The 14022-nt window shown below is 67.5% G+C and carries 13 protein-coding genes; 1 reads left to right on the top strand and 12 read right to left on the bottom strand.

The genetic code is table 11. From position 1 onward, the window contains the following. Positions 1-413 precede the first annotated feature (413 nt). The 3 genes from rpsI to ACFOM8_RS21105 form a co-directional block, all read right to left on the bottom strand. Entirely contained in the window at positions 414-917 is a 504-nt protein-coding gene (rpsI, locus tag ACFOM8_RS21095) for a 30S ribosomal protein S9 (RefSeq protein ID WP_377764339.1), read from the bottom strand. Between the two features lie 2 nt (positions 918-919). After that, positions 920-1384 (bottom strand): 50S ribosomal protein L13, encoded by a 465-nt coding sequence (rplM, locus tag ACFOM8_RS21100; RefSeq protein ID WP_377764340.1) that lies wholly within the window; start codon positions 1382-1384, stop codon positions 920-922. Between the two features lie 133 nt (positions 1385-1517). After that, positions 1518-1958: a PaaI family thioesterase gene (locus tag ACFOM8_RS21105; protein ID WP_377764341.1), complete on the bottom strand. Its 441-nt coding sequence runs from the start codon at positions 1956-1958 to the stop codon at positions 1518-1520. Positions 1959-2016: 58 nt separating this feature from the next. Here ACFOM8_RS21105 and ACFOM8_RS21110 point away from each other — a divergent pair, with 58 nt between their 5' ends. Further along, the gene (locus ACFOM8_RS21110) at positions 2017-2802 is read left to right on the top strand and encodes an enoyl-CoA hydratase (protein ID WP_377764343.1); all 786 of its coding nucleotides are present in this window, start codon (positions 2017-2019) and stop codon (positions 2800-2802) included. A gap of 83 nt (positions 2803-2885) precedes the next feature. Here the strand turns inward: ACFOM8_RS21110 and murD are convergent, their stop codons facing one another. The 9 genes from murD to ACFOM8_RS21155 form a co-directional block, all read right to left on the bottom strand. Further along, positions 2886-4289 carry a UDP-N-acetylmuramoyl-L-alanine--D-glutamate ligase gene (gene murD / locus ACFOM8_RS21115; RefSeq protein WP_377764344.1) on the bottom strand — a complete coding sequence of 468 codons (1404 nt, stop codon included), beginning with the start codon at positions 4287-4289 and terminating at the stop codon, positions 2886-2888. Positions 4290-4375: 86 nt separating this feature from the next. Beyond that, a complete protein-coding gene (mraY, locus tag ACFOM8_RS21120) occupies positions 4376-5458 on the bottom strand; it encodes a phospho-N-acetylmuramoyl-pentapeptide-transferase (RefSeq protein WP_377764346.1) in 1083 nt (360 codons plus the stop codon). Between the two features lie 3 nt (positions 5459-5461). Then, positions 5462-6844 carry a UDP-N-acetylmuramoyl-tripeptide--D-alanyl-D-alanine ligase gene (locus ACFOM8_RS21125; RefSeq protein ID WP_377764348.1) on the bottom strand — a complete coding sequence of 461 codons (1383 nt, stop codon included), beginning with the start codon at positions 6842-6844 and terminating at the stop codon, positions 5462-5464. Continuing rightward, positions 6841-8340, bottom strand: a complete 1500-nt coding sequence (locus ACFOM8_RS21130; protein ID WP_377764350.1) for a UDP-N-acetylmuramoyl-L-alanyl-D-glutamate--2,6-diaminopimelate ligase — start codon at positions 8338-8340, stop codon at positions 6841-6843. Before ACFOM8_RS21130 ends, ACFOM8_RS21125 begins: the two co-directional genes overlap by 4 nt. After that, entirely contained in the window at positions 8337-10166 is a 1830-nt protein-coding gene (locus ACFOM8_RS21135) for a peptidoglycan D,D-transpeptidase FtsI family protein (RefSeq protein ID WP_377764351.1), read from the bottom strand. Before ACFOM8_RS21135 ends, ACFOM8_RS21130 begins: the two co-directional genes overlap by 4 nt. A gap of 5 nt (positions 10167-10171) precedes the next feature. Then, positions 10172-10561, bottom strand: coding sequence for a cell division protein FtsL (gene ftsL, locus ACFOM8_RS21140; RefSeq protein ID WP_377764353.1), 390 nt, complete (start codon positions 10559-10561; stop codon positions 10172-10174). Next, positions 10561-11526 (bottom strand): 16S rRNA (cytosine(1402)-N(4))-methyltransferase RsmH, encoded by a 966-nt coding sequence (rsmH, locus tag ACFOM8_RS21145; protein WP_377764354.1) that lies wholly within the window; start codon positions 11524-11526, stop codon positions 10561-10563. The genes ftsL and rsmH overlap by 1 nt, the downstream gene beginning before the upstream one ends. A 3-nt stretch (positions 11527-11529) precedes the next feature. Continuing rightward, positions 11530-12042 carry a division/cell wall cluster transcriptional repressor MraZ gene (locus ACFOM8_RS21150; RefSeq protein WP_377764356.1) on the bottom strand — a complete coding sequence of 171 codons (513 nt, stop codon included), beginning with the start codon at positions 12040-12042 and terminating at the stop codon, positions 11530-11532. 610 nt (positions 12043-12652) lie between these two features. Beyond that, on the bottom strand, positions 12653-13744 hold the full coding sequence (locus ACFOM8_RS21155; protein WP_377764357.1) for an Mrp/NBP35 family ATP-binding protein: 1092 nt from the start codon (positions 13742-13744) through the stop codon (positions 12653-12655). Positions 13745-14022: the final 278 nt, after the last annotated feature.

Here is a 14022-nt window from a genome sequence, read left to right on the forward strand (position 1 = left end):
AGGTCCACAAACCAAAAAGCCCGCTTCCCCGTCCCCATCAGCGTTCCCGCCTTCGGTGAAGCGGTATTTACGGAGAGAGATGGTCAGGGGCAAGAAGGAAAATGCACCCGCCGGACAACTTTCTTTCAACATATTGTTTTGGAACGAATAATTCATAACCTGGTCCGGCCGAGATCGGGCGAACCGGGTGATCCCGATGCGAGAACGGGGCGAATCCCGCCCTCATCTTGCCACGACTCCCGCAGGAATCGCCGTTCATGGCGCCTTGGCAGTTCCACAATCGGCGCAATGCTCGCCTTGCAGGCAGTTTGATCGCCCTTGGTGACAGGTCGGTGACGATTCCATGGCGGTTCGGAAACGAAAAAGGCGCGGCCCCTGCGGGTCGCGCCTTCTGGACAAGCTGGTCGCCGGAATCAGCGTTTGGAGAACTGGAAGCTGCGGCGCGCCTTGGCCTTGCCGTATTTCTTCCGCTCCACCACACGCGAGTCGCGGGTCAGGAAACCGGCGGCCTTCAAGGCGGCGCGCAGGCTGGGTTCGTGCAGTTGCAGCGCCTGGCTGATGCCGTGCTTCACGGCGCCGGCTTGGCCGGACAGGCCACCGCCACTCACCGTTGCCATGACGTCGTACTGGCCGGCGACGCCGGCGACATCGAACGGCTGGCGCAGGATCATCTGCAAGACGGGACGGGCGAAATACTGCGTGTAATCCACGTATTCGCCCTTGTTGTTGCGGATCAGGAACTTGCCGGAACCGGCCTTTACCCACACGCGGGCAACGGCGTCCTTGCGCTTGCCGGTCGCATAGGAACGGCCGTGCTGGTCGCGCTGCGCTTCGCGGCGCGCGGGGGCTTCGGTCACGGCGGCGCTGCCGGTCACGACCGATTTCAGATCGTCGAGGCTCTTGATGTCTTCGGCCATAATCACGCGCTCCGGGTGTTCTTGGGGTTCAGGACCTTCACGTCCAGAACTTCGGGCTGCTGCGCCTCGTGCGGATGCTCGGCGCCGGCATAGACGCGCAGATGGGTCATCTGCTGCTTGCCCAGCTTGTTGCGGCTGATCATGCGTTCCACGGCCTTGGTCACCACTCGCTCGGGATGGGCGCCTTCCAGCACTTGGCGGGCGGTGCGGTGCTTGATGCCGCCCGGATGGCCGGTGTGCCAGTAGTATTTCTTGTCATCCCGCTTGTTGCCGGTCATCTGCACCTTGTCGGCGTTGATGATGATGACGTTGTCGCCCATGTCCATGTGCGGGGTGAAGGTCGGCTTGTGCTTGCCGCGCAGGCGATTGGCGACGATCGTGGCAAGACGGCCCAGAACGACGCCCTCGGCGTCGATCAGGATCCACTTCTTCTCGATCTCCGCCGGTTTCGCGGTATAGGTTTTCATCTTTCGTCCCTTCAGGGTCGTGAAATTCCGAGATGGGGGTGTATCGGCAATCGCAACCGATCCGTCAAGCACGGCGGCAGAAGATTAATCACTCTGGTTCAATGGCTTATGAAATAGGTAATATGATACCCCATCACAAGAGGCTGTTTTCCGGCTTCTTTGGCGGAATCGCATAGGTCATCGAGCAGCGGGCGACCGGATCGGCGCCCCCGTCCGAAAAGACCAGCGCCTCGGCCACCGCAAGGCTGCGGCCCAGCTTGAGGATCCGGCATTCGGCCAGCAGGTCGCGCCCTGCCACGGGCTTGCGCATGAAGTCGATCGAGGCGTTGGTTGTCACCGCCAGCGCCACCGGCCCGATCCGCGACAGGATCGCGCAATAGATCGCCACGTCGGCCAGGGCGAAGATCGACGGACCGCCCACCGTGCCGCCGGGCCGCAGGTGCCTGTCGTCCACGCGCAGCCGCGCGACCAGCCTGTCGGGCGCCACCGCCTGCACGCTGACGCTGTCCGCCACCTGCGGAAAGTCCGCCGCCAGAAAGGCGTTCAGCGCCTGCGCGTCCATCAGGATATCCATGCTTTTCCCCCGCCCTGTCCCGGCATAGGCTTGCCGCCAAAGAGGGAGAAAGATCAAGATGGCGGACCTGATCCTGCGACAGGACGGCGATGGGATCGCGCGGCTGGTGCTGAACAGCCCCGGCAACTTCAACGCGCTCTCGGCCGAGATGATCGCCGCGCTGACAGGCGCGCTGCGCGGCATCGCCGAAGACGACGCGGTGCGCGTGGTCGTTCTGGCGGCGAATGGCCGGGCCTTCTGCGCGGGGCACGACCTGCGGCAGATGCAGGCGGCGCGGAGTGATGCGGATGGCGGGCGGGCGGCCTTTGCGGATCTGTTCGACAGCTGCGCCCGCATGATGCAGATGATTCCCGCCCTGCCCCAGCCGGTGATCGCCGAGGTCCAGGGCATCGCCACCGCCGCCGGATGCCAGCTGGTCGCGTCCTGCGACCTGGCCGTGGCGGCCGAAGGTGCGCGTTTCGGCGTCAATGGGGTGAACATCGGGCTGTTCTGCTCGACCCCGATGGTCGCCCTGACCCGCGCCATTCCGCCAAAAACGGCTTTCGAGATGCTGGTGACGGGCGATTTCGTCGATGCCGCCCGCGCCTTGCAGCTTGGCCTGGTCAACCGCGTCGCCCCGGCCGATGCGCTGACCCGGACGGCCATGGCCATGGCCGCGGCCATCGCGGCCAAGCTGCCCGCCGCGATCCGCCTGGGCAAGCGCGCCTTTCACGACCAGCTGCGGCTTGGCCTGGCCGATGCCTATGAAACCGCGGGCGCGGCGATGTGCCAAAACATCTTGCTGCCCGACACCGCCGAGGGCATGACGGCTTTCCTGGAAAAGCGCCCGCCAAGCTGGTCCTGATCTTTTCACCTTTGCGAAAATATCCTCGGGGGCAGGACGCCCTTGGGCGTCCGCAGGGGGCAGACAGCCCCCTGTCTTCGCCATCAGCGCGCGCCCAGGGCCTGAACCAATGCGGTGAAATGCTCGCCGCGCTTCTCGAAGTTCGGATACTGATCGAAGCTGGCGGCGGCAGGCGCCAGCAGCACGGTTTCGCCAGGCCGGGCCTCGGACGCGGCGCGGGCGACCGCGGCTTCCATCGTTTCGGCGATCTCGTGAGGGGTCTGGCCGATCTCCAGGGCGAAGTCGCGGGCGGAATGGCCGATCAAATAGGCCTTGGTGACGCGGGCCAGATGGGGGGCCAGCGCAGCGATGCCCCCTTCCTTGCCAAGCCCCCCGGCGATCCAGCGGATCCGGTCGAAAGCTTGCAGCGCCTTGGCCGCGGCATCTACATTGGTGGCCTTTGAATCGTTGACGTAACGGACCCCGCCGATCTCGGCCACGGTCTGGCTGCGATGCGGCAGTCCGGCGAAGCTGTGGAACGCGGCCTCGATCTCACGCGGCGCAAGGCCCACGGCGCGGCAGGCGGCATAGGCCGCGCAGGCGTTCTGATGGTTGTGCGCCCCCGGCAGGCCCGTCACCGCGCGCAGGTCGATGGAAGCCGCCTGCCGGCCCTTGCGGTATTCGCAAAGAAACCCCTTGCGCGCAAAGACCGACCAGCCCGCCCCGTCCAGCTTCTGCCCCGATGACACGCGGATCACCCGGTCATCCGCCGGTCCCATCGACAACTGGTTCGCCAGATAAAGCCCCTCGGTTTCGTCGATGCCGATCACCGCGCGGTCCGGCCCGCCTTCCGAGAACAGCCTGCGCTTGGCCGCGAAGTAACCGCCGGGGCCGCCATGGCGGTCCAGATGGTCGGGCGACAGGTTGGTGAAAACCGCCACATCCGGCGTCAGCGCGCGGGCCAGTTCGGTCTGGTAGCTGGACAGTTCCAGCACCACCACCTCGCCATCCTCGGCCGGTTGCAGCGACAGGACGCCGGTGCCGATGTTGCCGCCCATCTGCGTGGGGCGGCCGGATTCGCGCAGGACATGACGGATCAGCGCGGTTGTCGTGGACTTGCCGTTCGATCCGGTGACGGCGATCACGCGGGGGGCGCGGTCGAAGCCTTCCCAATCGGCCGTGGCATAGCTGCGGAAGAACAGGCCGATGTCGTTGTCCACGGGGATGCCCAGAGCATAGGCCTTGGCGATCACCGGGTGGGGTTTGGGGTAAAGATGCGGGATGCCCGGGCTGGTGATCAGCGCCGCCACCCCCGCCCAGGCGTCGTCCCGGGTCAGGTCGGCAATGGTCAGGCCGTCCGCAGCCGCTGCCGCGCGCGTGTCGGTGCCGTCGTCCCAGGCGATAACGGTGGCGCCGCCGGCTGCCAGGGCGGCAGCGGTGGCCTTGCCGGAACGGCCCAGGCCCAGAACGGCAACGGTTTGTCCTTCGACGCCTTGAACCGGGATCATTGGGATGACCTTTCAATCAAGCCGGGGGCTGTCTGCCCCCGGACCCCCGAGGATATTTGAACCAAGATGAAACGCTTTGCCGGACGCTAGCGCAGCTTCAGCGTCGCCAGCCCGATCAGCGCCAGGATCAGCGAGATGATCCAGAAGCGGATGACGATCTGCGGCTCGGCCCAGCCCTTTTTCTCGAAATGGTGATGGATCGGCGCCATCAGGAAGACGCGCCGGCCGGTGCGCTTGAAATAGGCGACCTGGATGATGACAGACAACGCCTCGACCACGAACAAGCCGCCGACGATGGCCAGCACGATCTCGTGCTTGGTGACGACGGCGATGGCGCCAAGCGCGCCGCCAAGCGCCAGCGAGCCGGTGTCGCCCATGAAGACGGCGGCGGGCGGCGCGTTGTACCACAGAAACCCCAGGCCGCCGCCGATCAGGGCGGACACGAAGATCAGGATCTCGCCCGTGCCGGGGACGTGGTGGACGCCCAGGTAGTCGGTGAAGTCCACCCGGCCCACCGTATAGGCGATGACGCCCAGCGTGCCCGCCGCGATCATCACCGGCATGATCGCAAGCCCGTCAAGACCGTCCGTCAGGTTCACCGCATTGGCGGACCCCACGATCACCAGCATCCCGAAGGGGATGAACAGCAGCCACAGGTTCAGCAGCACGTCCTTGAAGACCGGCAAGGCCACCTGACCCGACAGGTCCGCCGGATGCAGCCACATCGCCCAGGACGAGGCGACAAGCGCCAGCGCCATGCCCATCGCCATGCGCTTGCGGCCCGACACGCCCTTGGTGTTCTGCTTGCTGACCTTGGCATAATCGTCGGCGAAGCCGATCGCGGCATAGCCCGCCGTCACCAGAAGCACGATCCAGACATAGCCGTTGTCCAGCCGCGCCCAAAGCAGCGTCGAGAAGAACAGCGCCGACAGGATCAGGATGCCGCCCATGGTGGGGGTGCCCGCCTTGACGAAATGCCCCTCGGGGCCGTCGTCGCGGATCGGCTGGCCCTTTTTCTGCACCCGGCGCAGATAGTTGATCAGCGGACGCCCGAAGATGAAGCCGAAGATCAGCGCCGTGAAGAACGCGGCCCCTGCCCGGAAGGTGATGTAGCGGAACAGGTTGAAGAGGTCGCCCCCTTCGGAAAGGCCGCTCAGCCAATAAAGCATCGGTTATTCTTTCTTGTCAGATGCAGGCGTTCGCGCCGTTTTCCGCAGGGCGTCAACGACGGTCGAAATCCTCGAGGACTTGGACCCCTTGACCAGCACGATGTCGCCGGGCGCGACCAGGTCGGCCACGCGGGTGGCCAGGTCTGACGCGCTTTCGGCCCAGATGCCGCGCTTGGCCGGGGGCAGCGCGTCGTGCAGGTGGCGCATCCGGGGACCGGCGCTGTGGACCAGATCGACCTGCGCCATGGCCGGGTCGGCGGCCATGTCCCGGTGCATGGCGATCTCGTCGCGGCCCAGTTCCAGCATGTCGCCCAGGATCGCCACGCGCCGTCCGCCTTGCAACCCGGCAAGCGTGGCAAGCCCCGCCGCCAGCGAGGTCGGGTTGGCGTTGTAGGCGTCGTCGATCAGGCGGATGCCCGTGAGATCCTCGACCGCGCCGCGGCCCTTGGGGGGCAGCCAGTCGCCAAGGCGCTTGGCGGCTTCCTTCAGGTCCGCCCTGGCGGCGGCAAGCGCGGCCAGCACGCCCACCGCGTTCATCGCGAAATGGGCGCCGGTGGTTTGCAGGGTGAAATCGACGGTCTCGCCGCCGATCCTGGCGCGGCACCGGATCGCGCCATCCGCCGGTCTGGCCTGCACCAGCTTTGCCTGCCCGTCGCGGCCGAAGCCCATGACAAGCGCGCCCGCGGCATCCGCGCAGTCGCGCAGGATCTGCGTAACCGGCAGATCCTCGGGGATGATGGCGTGGCCAATGGGTTCCAGGCCTTCGAAGATCGCGCCCTTTTCGCGGGCGATGCCCTCGATGGCGCCGAAGGCCTCCAGATGGGCGGCGGCAACGGTGGTGATCATCGCCACATGCGGGCGGGCCAGGCGCGACAGCGGCGCGATCTCGCCCGGATGGTTCATGCCGATCTCGATAATGGCGAAGTCCGTGTCCTGCGGCATCCGCGCCAGCGTCAGGGGCACGCCCCAATGGTTGTTGTAGCTGGCCTCGGCGGCGTGGATGCGTCCTTGCCCCGCCAGGGCCGTCCGCGCCATGTCCTTGGTCGAGGTCTTGCCGACCGAGCCGGTGACGGCGATGACCCTGCCCGTCATGCGCGCCCGCCCGGCGCGGCCAAGCGATTCCAGCGCGGCCAGCACGTCGGGCACCACCAGCAGCGGCGCGGCCGGGTCAACGCCGTCCGGGACGCGGCTGACAAGCGCGGCGGCGGCGCCCTTTTCCAGGGCGGAAGCCACGAAGTCATGGCCGTCGCGCGCGTCCGTCAAGGCCACGAACAGATCGCCCGGCCGGATCGTGCGGGTGTCGATGGACACGCCGGTCGCGGTCCAATCCCCCTGCGCCCGCCCGCCCGTCGCGGCGGCGGCCTCGTCGGCTGTCCACAGGCTCATATCTTGCCGTCCAGTGCTGCAACCGCGACGGATGCCTGTTCGGCATCGTCGAAGGGATAGATGTCGTTGCCGATGATCTGCCCGGTTTCGTGGCCCTTGCCGCAGATCAACAGCGCGTCGCCCGGCAGAAGCGCATCGACGCCGCGCAGGATCGCCTCGGCCCGATCGGCCACCTCGGTCGCGTCGGGACCGGCGCCCTCCATCACGGCGGCGCGGATGGCCGCCGGATCCTCGGTGCGGGGGTTGTCGTCGGTGACGATCACCACGTCGGCGAACCGGCGCGCGGCCTCGCCCATCAGCGGGCGCTTGCCCCGGTCGCGGTCGCCCCCCGCGCCGATCACGCAGACAATGCGGCCCATCACATGCGGGCGCAGCGATTGCAGCGCGGCCACAACCGCGCCGGGCTTGTGGGCGTAGTCCACGAAAACCGTGGCGCCGTTTTCCCGCTGCGCGACAAGCTGCATCCGGCCCCGCACGGTGTGCAGGTCCGGCAGGGCGCGCAGCACGGCCTCGGCGGCATCGCCCGAGGCCAGCGCCAGCCCCATCGCCGCCAGCACGTTTTCCGCCTGGAACCCGCCGATCAGCGGCAGGCGGACCATGTGCGGCTGGCCCATCAGCGAAAAGCGCAGATCCTGCCCGGTGGCGTCGTAACGCTGCCCCAGGATCCGCAGCATGGCATTTTCCCCGCTGCCCACGGTGGTGACGGCCAGCCCGCGATCCGTGGCGATGTCCAGCATCTGCCGCCCGCGCTCGCCGTCGACGTTGATGACGGCGGACGCGCCGTCTTCAAGGATGTGATTGAACAACAGGGCCTTGGCGGCGAAATATTCGTCGAAGCCCGCATGATAGTCCAGGTGGTCCTGGCTGAAGTTCGTGAAGGCCCCGGCCTCGATCCGCACGCCGTCCAGGCGGCGCTGGTCCAGCCCATGGCTCGACGCCTCCATGGCGGCGTGGGTGACGCCTGCGGCGGCGGCCTCGGCCAGGATGCGGTGCAGGGTCAGGGGATCGGGCGTGGTATGGGCCAGCTTGGCCTGGTAATCGCCCTCGACCCCCATGGTGCCCAGGCTGATGGCCTTGCGGCCTCCATGCTGCCAAATCTGGCGGGTGAAGCTGGCGACGCTTGTCTTGCCCGAGGTGCCGGTGACCGCCACGACATGCTCGGGCTGCGCTTCGAACCACAGGGCGGCCGCCCCGGCCAGGGCGGCGCGCGGATCGGCGGCCACCACCACGGCGCCGTTCCAGCCGGACAGGGCGTCCGCCGCCATGTCGGCCCCGGCGCGGTCGGTCAGGATCGCGCCCGCCCCCATCCGCAGGGCATAGGGGATGAACTCGGCCCCGTGCAGCGCCGATCCGGGCAAGGCGGCGAACAGGTGGCCCGGCCTTACCGCGCGGCTGTCCAGCGACAGGCCGGTGATGGCCGGGTCGCGCCCGTCCCTTGCCCGCAGCCCCAGCTGCGACAGCGATTTCGTGCCTTGCCCCACAGTTCCACCCGTCATTGGTTTGCGACGACCTTTAGCTCATCGCCGGGCGCGGATTCAACACGGGGGGCGAAGCGCGGCGCGATGACCGGCAGGTTTTCGTCGGTGACGGGCTCCAGCCCGACCAGCGGCGCCAGGCGGCGGATGATGGCCGACGCGACCGGCGCGGCGGTGGCCCCCGCCGTGCGGCTTTCCCCGCCCGGCCCGGTGACGGACGGTTCGTCCAGCGTCACGATCATCACGTATTTCGGATCGCTGGCCGGAAAGACCGAGGCAAAGGTCGAGACCACCTTGTTGTCGTAATACCCGCCCGAGGGGCGCGGCTTGTCGGCGGTCCCGGTCTTGCCCGCGACCTCGTAGCCTTCGACCTCGGCCTGCTTGGCGGTGCCGCGCGTCACGACCTGGCGCAACATGTCCACGGCGCGGGCGGCGGCGCGTTCGGACAGCACCTGCTCGCCCTCGAGACGGGTCCGGCCGTGGATCAGCGTGGGCGTGACCTTGCGGCCGCCGTTGGCGACGGTGGCATAGGCAACGGCCAGGTGCAGCGGACTTGCGGCAAGGCCGTGGCCAAAGGACACGGTCGCCGCGGTCACGGCGGGCCAGCGGGTGGGCACCAGCGGCTTGCCGGTCGGGGCCTCGACCATCTCGATGGGCAAGGGATCGAAAAAGCCCAGCTTTTGCAGGAAATCCTTCTGCCGCTCGACCCCGATCATCTGCGCGATCCTGACCGTGCCGACGTTCGAGGACTTCACGATCACGTCGGTCGCGGACAACTGCGGGCCGTAGTTCGAGAAATCGTTGATCCGATACTTGCCGATCCGCATCGGCGCCGTGGTGTTGATGCCGCTGTTGGGGTTGATCAGCGCCAGATCCAGCGCCTGCGCCACCGGGAAGATCTTGAAGGTGGACCCCAGTTCGTATTGCCCCTGCACCGCGCGGTTGAACAGCGGGCTGTCGGACGGATCGCCCTTCAGCAGCGGGCGAGGCCGGTCGTTCGGGTCGAAGTCGGGCAAGGACGCCATGGCCAGGATCTCGCCCGAGGCGATCTCCATCAGGATGCCGGTGGCGCCCTTGGCGCTCATCACCTCCATGCCCGAGGCGAGCACCTGCTCCATCGCCGCCTGAACGGCCAGGTCGATGGACAGCTGCAAGGGCGCGCCTTCGTTGGCGGGATCGCGCAGCCAGCCGTCAAAGGCCTTTTCGACGCCCGCCACGCCCAGAACCTCGGCGCTGTCCACGCCCTCGTTGCCGAAGCCCGAGCCGCCCAGGATGTGGCTGGCGATGCGGCCGTTGGGATAAACGCGCATCTCGCGCGGGCCGAACAGCAGGCCGGGTTCGCCGATGTCGTGAACGGCCTGCATCTGTTCGGGCGACATCTTGCGCTTGATCCACATGAACTTGCGGCTGCCGGTGAAGTCGCGCAGCAGCTTGTCGGCGTCCAGGTCGGGAAAGATCCGCGCCAGGCCCTGCGCCGCGCCGACGGGATCGACCATCTGGTGGGGATGGGCATAAAGCGAATGGGTCAGCAGGTTGGTGGCCAGCACCCGGCCGTTGCGGTCGGTGATGTCCGCGCGCTGCGACACGATCTGCGCGGACATGACCTCGCTTCTCGGCTCGATGGGATCGGCGGAGGCCAGCGCGCCCATGCGCACCCCCACCACGCCGAAACCCAGAACGAACAGGCTGGCCATCAGCGCCAGCCGCCCCTCGGCCCTGCGGCGGGCCTTGTCCTGGACCGCCTCGTGACGCAGGCGGCGGTTCTCGGCCTCGATGGCGTCGGGGTTCTCGCCGCGCTCTCGGGCGCGGAGGATCCGGGCCAGGGGACGCAAGGGGATACGGATCATGACGGTCACTCCTGCGGGGCGGCGGGGCTGTCGGACGAATCGGAACCGGGAACTTCGGATCGGGCCTGCGGCGCGGGCTCGGGCGGCGCGGGATCAGGCGGCGCGGGCGGCTTGGGATAGTCGATATGGCCCAGGTCCATCACCTGCCCCGCCTCGCGCGGGATCAATTGCAGCCGGTCGAAGTTCAGATCGACCAGTTCCCGCAGCCGGTCGGGACGGTTGAGATAGGCCCATTCGGCGCGCAGCACGCCCAGATCCTCTCGCAACTGGGCTATGTCGCGCTGAACCTGGCTCATCTCGCCCAAGGCGGCCTGGGTGCGGTAATTCTCGCGATAGGCCCAGAAGGCCAGGCCCATGACCAGAAGCGCGCAGGCCAGATAGGTCAGGGGGCGCATCAGCGGCCCCCCTTCGGCAGGCGCGGCATGGCCAGGGCATCGGCATCGACCGCGGCCGCGGGGGCGTCGGTGCGCACCGCCACGCGCAGCAGCGCCGAGCGGGCGCGGGGGTTGGCGGCCTCCTCCTCGGGGTCGGGGCCGATGGCGCGGCGGAAGGGCATGGTAAAGGCCGGGGGCGCCGCGTCCTGCACCGGCGCATAGCGGCTGCCGCCGCCCGCGCTGTTCGACCGGACCTGCATGAACCGCTTGACGATGCGGTCCTCCAGCGAGTGAAAGCTGACCACGGCCAGCTTGCCGCCGGGCTTCAGGGCGCGTTCGGCGGCGGAAAGGCCGTCCACCAGCTGGCGGAACTCGTCGTTCACCCAGATGCGGATCGCCTGGAAGCTGCGGGTGGCGGGATGGCTTTGGCCGGGCTTGGGGCGCGGCAGGCAGGATGCCACGACCTCGGCCAGTTGCGCCGTGCGGGTCAGCGGACGGGCGGCCACGATGGCGCGGGCGATGCGGCGGGCGGCGCGTTCCTCGCCGTAATGATACAGCACGTCGGCGATCACGGATTCCTCGGCCGTGTTCAGCAGATCGGCGGCGGACGGCCCCGCCTGCTCCATCCGCATGTCCAGGGGGCCGTCGCGCAGAAAGGAAAAGCCGCGTTCCGCCAGATCCAGCTGCATCGAGCTGACGCCCAGATCCAGAACCACCCCGTCCAGCGATTCGCCCGCAAGTTGATCAAGGTCCGAGAACGTCCCGGCAACCAGCCGCAACCGGCCGCCGTGTTCGCCAGCCCAAGACGCGGCCATGTCGAAAACCAGCGGATCGCGGTCCACGCCGATCACCCGGTCCGCCCCGGCGGCCAGCAGGCCGCGGGAATAGCCCCCCGCCCCGAAGGTGCCGTCCAGCCAGACCCCCGACACCGGGGCCACCGCCCGAAGCAGCGGGGCAAGCAGAACGGGAACATGCGATTCGGCCATGGCCTAGCCCTCGTCCACCTGGTCCAGAAAGGACCGGGGATCGAATTCGGGACCGTGCTGGGCGGTGAAATCCTCCAGCGCCGCGACATCCTTGGGGCGCGAGTCGGGGTGATAAACCTGAATGTAATCGCCGCGCGATTCGAAGACCGTTTCGGTTCCGTCGCCAAGGCCCAGTTTTTCGCGAAGTTTCTGCGGCAGGACCAGGCGGCCTTCCTTGTCGATCTCCAGATCGGTGGACTGGCCGTTCATCAGCATTTCCAGCCAGCGGCGCTGCGGGGAACCGCGCGTGAGCTTGTCGATCTGTTCGTCGATCTCCTCGATGGCGTCGATGGTGTAAAGCTCGATCCAGTTCCACCAGTCGGGACCGTATACAGCCACAAGTTGCGTGCGCCCCGTGTTCGCGGTGGCGAAACCCGGATCGCCGGCATCGAACACGCGCCGCAGCCGGGCCGGGATCGACATTCGACCCTTGCCATCGACCTTGACGGATTCAGTGCCTCTGAACTTCCGCGCCACTCTTGGCCTGCCTCACTGCCGCTCTTCCGCCCGCCCGAAAGAGAAAGGGCGGACCGGGCCGCTGCCACTGCCCGATCCGCCGCCCTCGTTCCCCGTTCCGGCCCCTTGTCGGGGTCTGGCCCTGTCACGCGCCACCTGGGGGAGGTGCTGCTCGCGCGTGAGGGCGCTTATTTGGAAAACGGATGCCTGTATGAAAGCCTGCTCGCCTGCGGGGTCTTTGATGCCCCTTTGCTGCCCGTCTTCGTGATCTGGTTGTGACATGGGATTTCATGGGAAGCAACGGTATTCTTCGCCCGCCGGGGAAACCAAAACGCGAACGGCGAAATGTCGCAGATCGGCTATCCGTCTGTCGCGAATCGATAAAAATCCACATGCTGGGGAAGCAAGCGCAGAAAACACACTAAATCTAGGTGATTAACTTTTGTTGCTTCCACTGACGGAAAACGGTGGCGGGCCCGCCGGACGGCCCCACCTGTTGCCAGTTATCCACAGGAAATTGGAATTGTGGATTTTCCGCTCACAGCCGCTCACGGCGTCGCGAGGGTGCCGGAAGAACCGCGCGCCCGGGCAGGAACCCTGCATTCCCGTCCATTCCCAGGGGGATTCGGAATCAGGCCACGCCGCCCTGGATCAGCCGCTCCGCCAGCCGGGCATAGGCCTGGGCTGTCGCTCCGTCGCCCAAGGCGACCGGACGGCCCGAATCGCCCGCAAGGCGCACATCCAGTTCCAAAGGCAGCTCGCCCAGGAAGGGCAAGCCCAGCTGCGCCGCCTCGGCCGCGACGCCGCCATGGCCGAACAGATGCGCCTCGTGACCGCAATTGGGGCAGACATAGGTGGACATGTTCTCGACCAGACCCAGAACGGGGGTCTTCAGCTTGTTGAACATGTCGATGGCGCGGCGGGCATCCAGCAGCGCCACGTCCTGCGGGGTGGATACGATGACCGCCCCCGTCACCGCGGCCTTCTGACATAGGCTCAGCTGCACGTCGCCGGTGCCGGGCGGCAGGTCGATCAGCAGCACGTCAAGCTCGCCCCACATCACCTGTTGCAACATCTGCTGCATGGCGCCCATCAGCATGGGGCCGCGCCACACCACCGCCTCGCCTTCCTTCAGCATCAGGCCGATGGACATGACCGTCACGCCATGGGCACGCAGCGGCTCGATATGCTGGCCGTCGGGGCTGGCGGGACGACCGGACACCCCCATCATGCGCGGCTGCGAGGGTCCGTAGATGTCGGCGTCCAGCAGCCCGACCCTGCGCCCCGCCCGCGCCAGCGCCACCGCAAGGTTCGAGGTCACGGTGGACTTGCCCACGCCGCCCTTGCCCGAGCCGATGGCGACGATGTTTCCGACGCCCGCGATCGCCTGCGGCCCCGCCTGGGCCGTGGGATGCCGCCCGATCTGCAACGAGGGCGCGGCCCCCGAACTCCGCACGGGTTCGCCCTTTGGCTTGCCCGCCGGCGCGGTCATGACGATCTGGACTCTGGACACGTCCGGCAAGGCCTCCAGCCGGCGCTTCGCCTCGGCCTCGACAGGGGCGAGGCTGCGCGCGACCGCGGCATCGGCGACCTCCAGCACGAATCTGACGGTGCCGTCCTCGACGGTGAAGGCGCGCACCAGATCGGCCTTTTCCAGCGTCCGCCCGTCCGGCAGCAGGATATCAGAGATTGCCCTAAGGGCAGCTTCGCGGTTCACGGACATGTCGGGCCTGTTCTTGCAACGTCAGCGCCAACATGGTCCAAGGCGGCCCCCGCATCAACCACCCGCCGCAATTTGCGGCATCGCGCCGCCCGTCCGGCCTCCCGCGCCCGTTTTTGCATCGCAGCGTGATCGCTAACGGGCTTCGGGTGTAACATTTTTGTCATAAATTGCAGGGACAAAGCCCGAAGGTGACGCGCCAGTCATGCGGTTGCTGCATGGCAGCAATCCGAAAGGATCCATTGTGCAGATGCAGCATCGGCGCCATCTTGGGGTCATCG

Origin of the sequence: Paracoccus angustae (assembly GCF_042648745.1) — a bacterium.
GTDB lineage: Bacteria > Pseudomonadota > Alphaproteobacteria > Rhodobacterales > Rhodobacteraceae > Paracoccus > Paracoccus angustae.

Excerpts from the sequence above, each read along its gene's own strand:
- rpsI (WP_377764339.1), bottom strand. The coding sequence starts at position 917 with ATGGCCGAAGACATCAAGAGCCTCGACGATCTGAAATCGGTCGTGACC.
- rplM (WP_377764340.1), bottom strand. The coding sequence starts at position 1,384 with ATGAAAACCTATACCGCGAAACCGGCGGAGATCGAGAAGAAGTGGATC.
- ACFOM8_RS21105 (WP_377764341.1), bottom strand. The coding sequence starts at position 1,958 with ATGGATATCCTGATGGACGCGCAGGCGCTGAACGCCTTTCTGGCGGCG.
- ACFOM8_RS21110 (WP_377764343.1), top strand. The coding sequence starts at position 2,017 with ATGGCGGACCTGATCCTGCGACAGGACGGCGATGGGATCGCGCGGCTG.
- murD (WP_377764344.1), bottom strand. The coding sequence starts at position 4,289 with ATGATCCCGGTTCAAGGCGTCGAAGGACAAACCGTTGCCGTTCTGGGC.
- mraY (WP_377764346.1), bottom strand. The coding sequence starts at position 5,458 with ATGCTTTATTGGCTGAGCGGCCTTTCCGAAGGGGGCGACCTCTTCAAC.
- ACFOM8_RS21125 (WP_377764348.1), bottom strand. The coding sequence starts at position 6,844 with ATGAGCCTGTGGACAGCCGACGAGGCCGCCGCCGCGACGGGCGGGCGG.
- ACFOM8_RS21130 (WP_377764350.1), bottom strand. The coding sequence starts at position 8,340 with ATGACGGGTGGAACTGTGGGGCAAGGCACGAAATCGCTGTCGCAGCTG.
- ACFOM8_RS21135 (WP_377764351.1), bottom strand. The coding sequence starts at position 10,166 with ATGATCCGTATCCCCTTGCGTCCCCTGGCCCGGATCCTCCGCGCCCGA.
- ftsL (WP_377764353.1), bottom strand. The coding sequence starts at position 10,561 with ATGCGCCCCCTGACCTATCTGGCCTGCGCGCTTCTGGTCATGGGCCTG.
- rsmH (WP_377764354.1), bottom strand. The coding sequence starts at position 11,526 with ATGGCCGAATCGCATGTTCCCGTTCTGCTTGCCCCGCTGCTTCGGGCG.
- ACFOM8_RS21155 (WP_377764357.1), bottom strand. The coding sequence starts at position 13,744 with ATGTCCGTGAACCGCGAAGCTGCCCTTAGGGCAATCTCTGATATCCTG.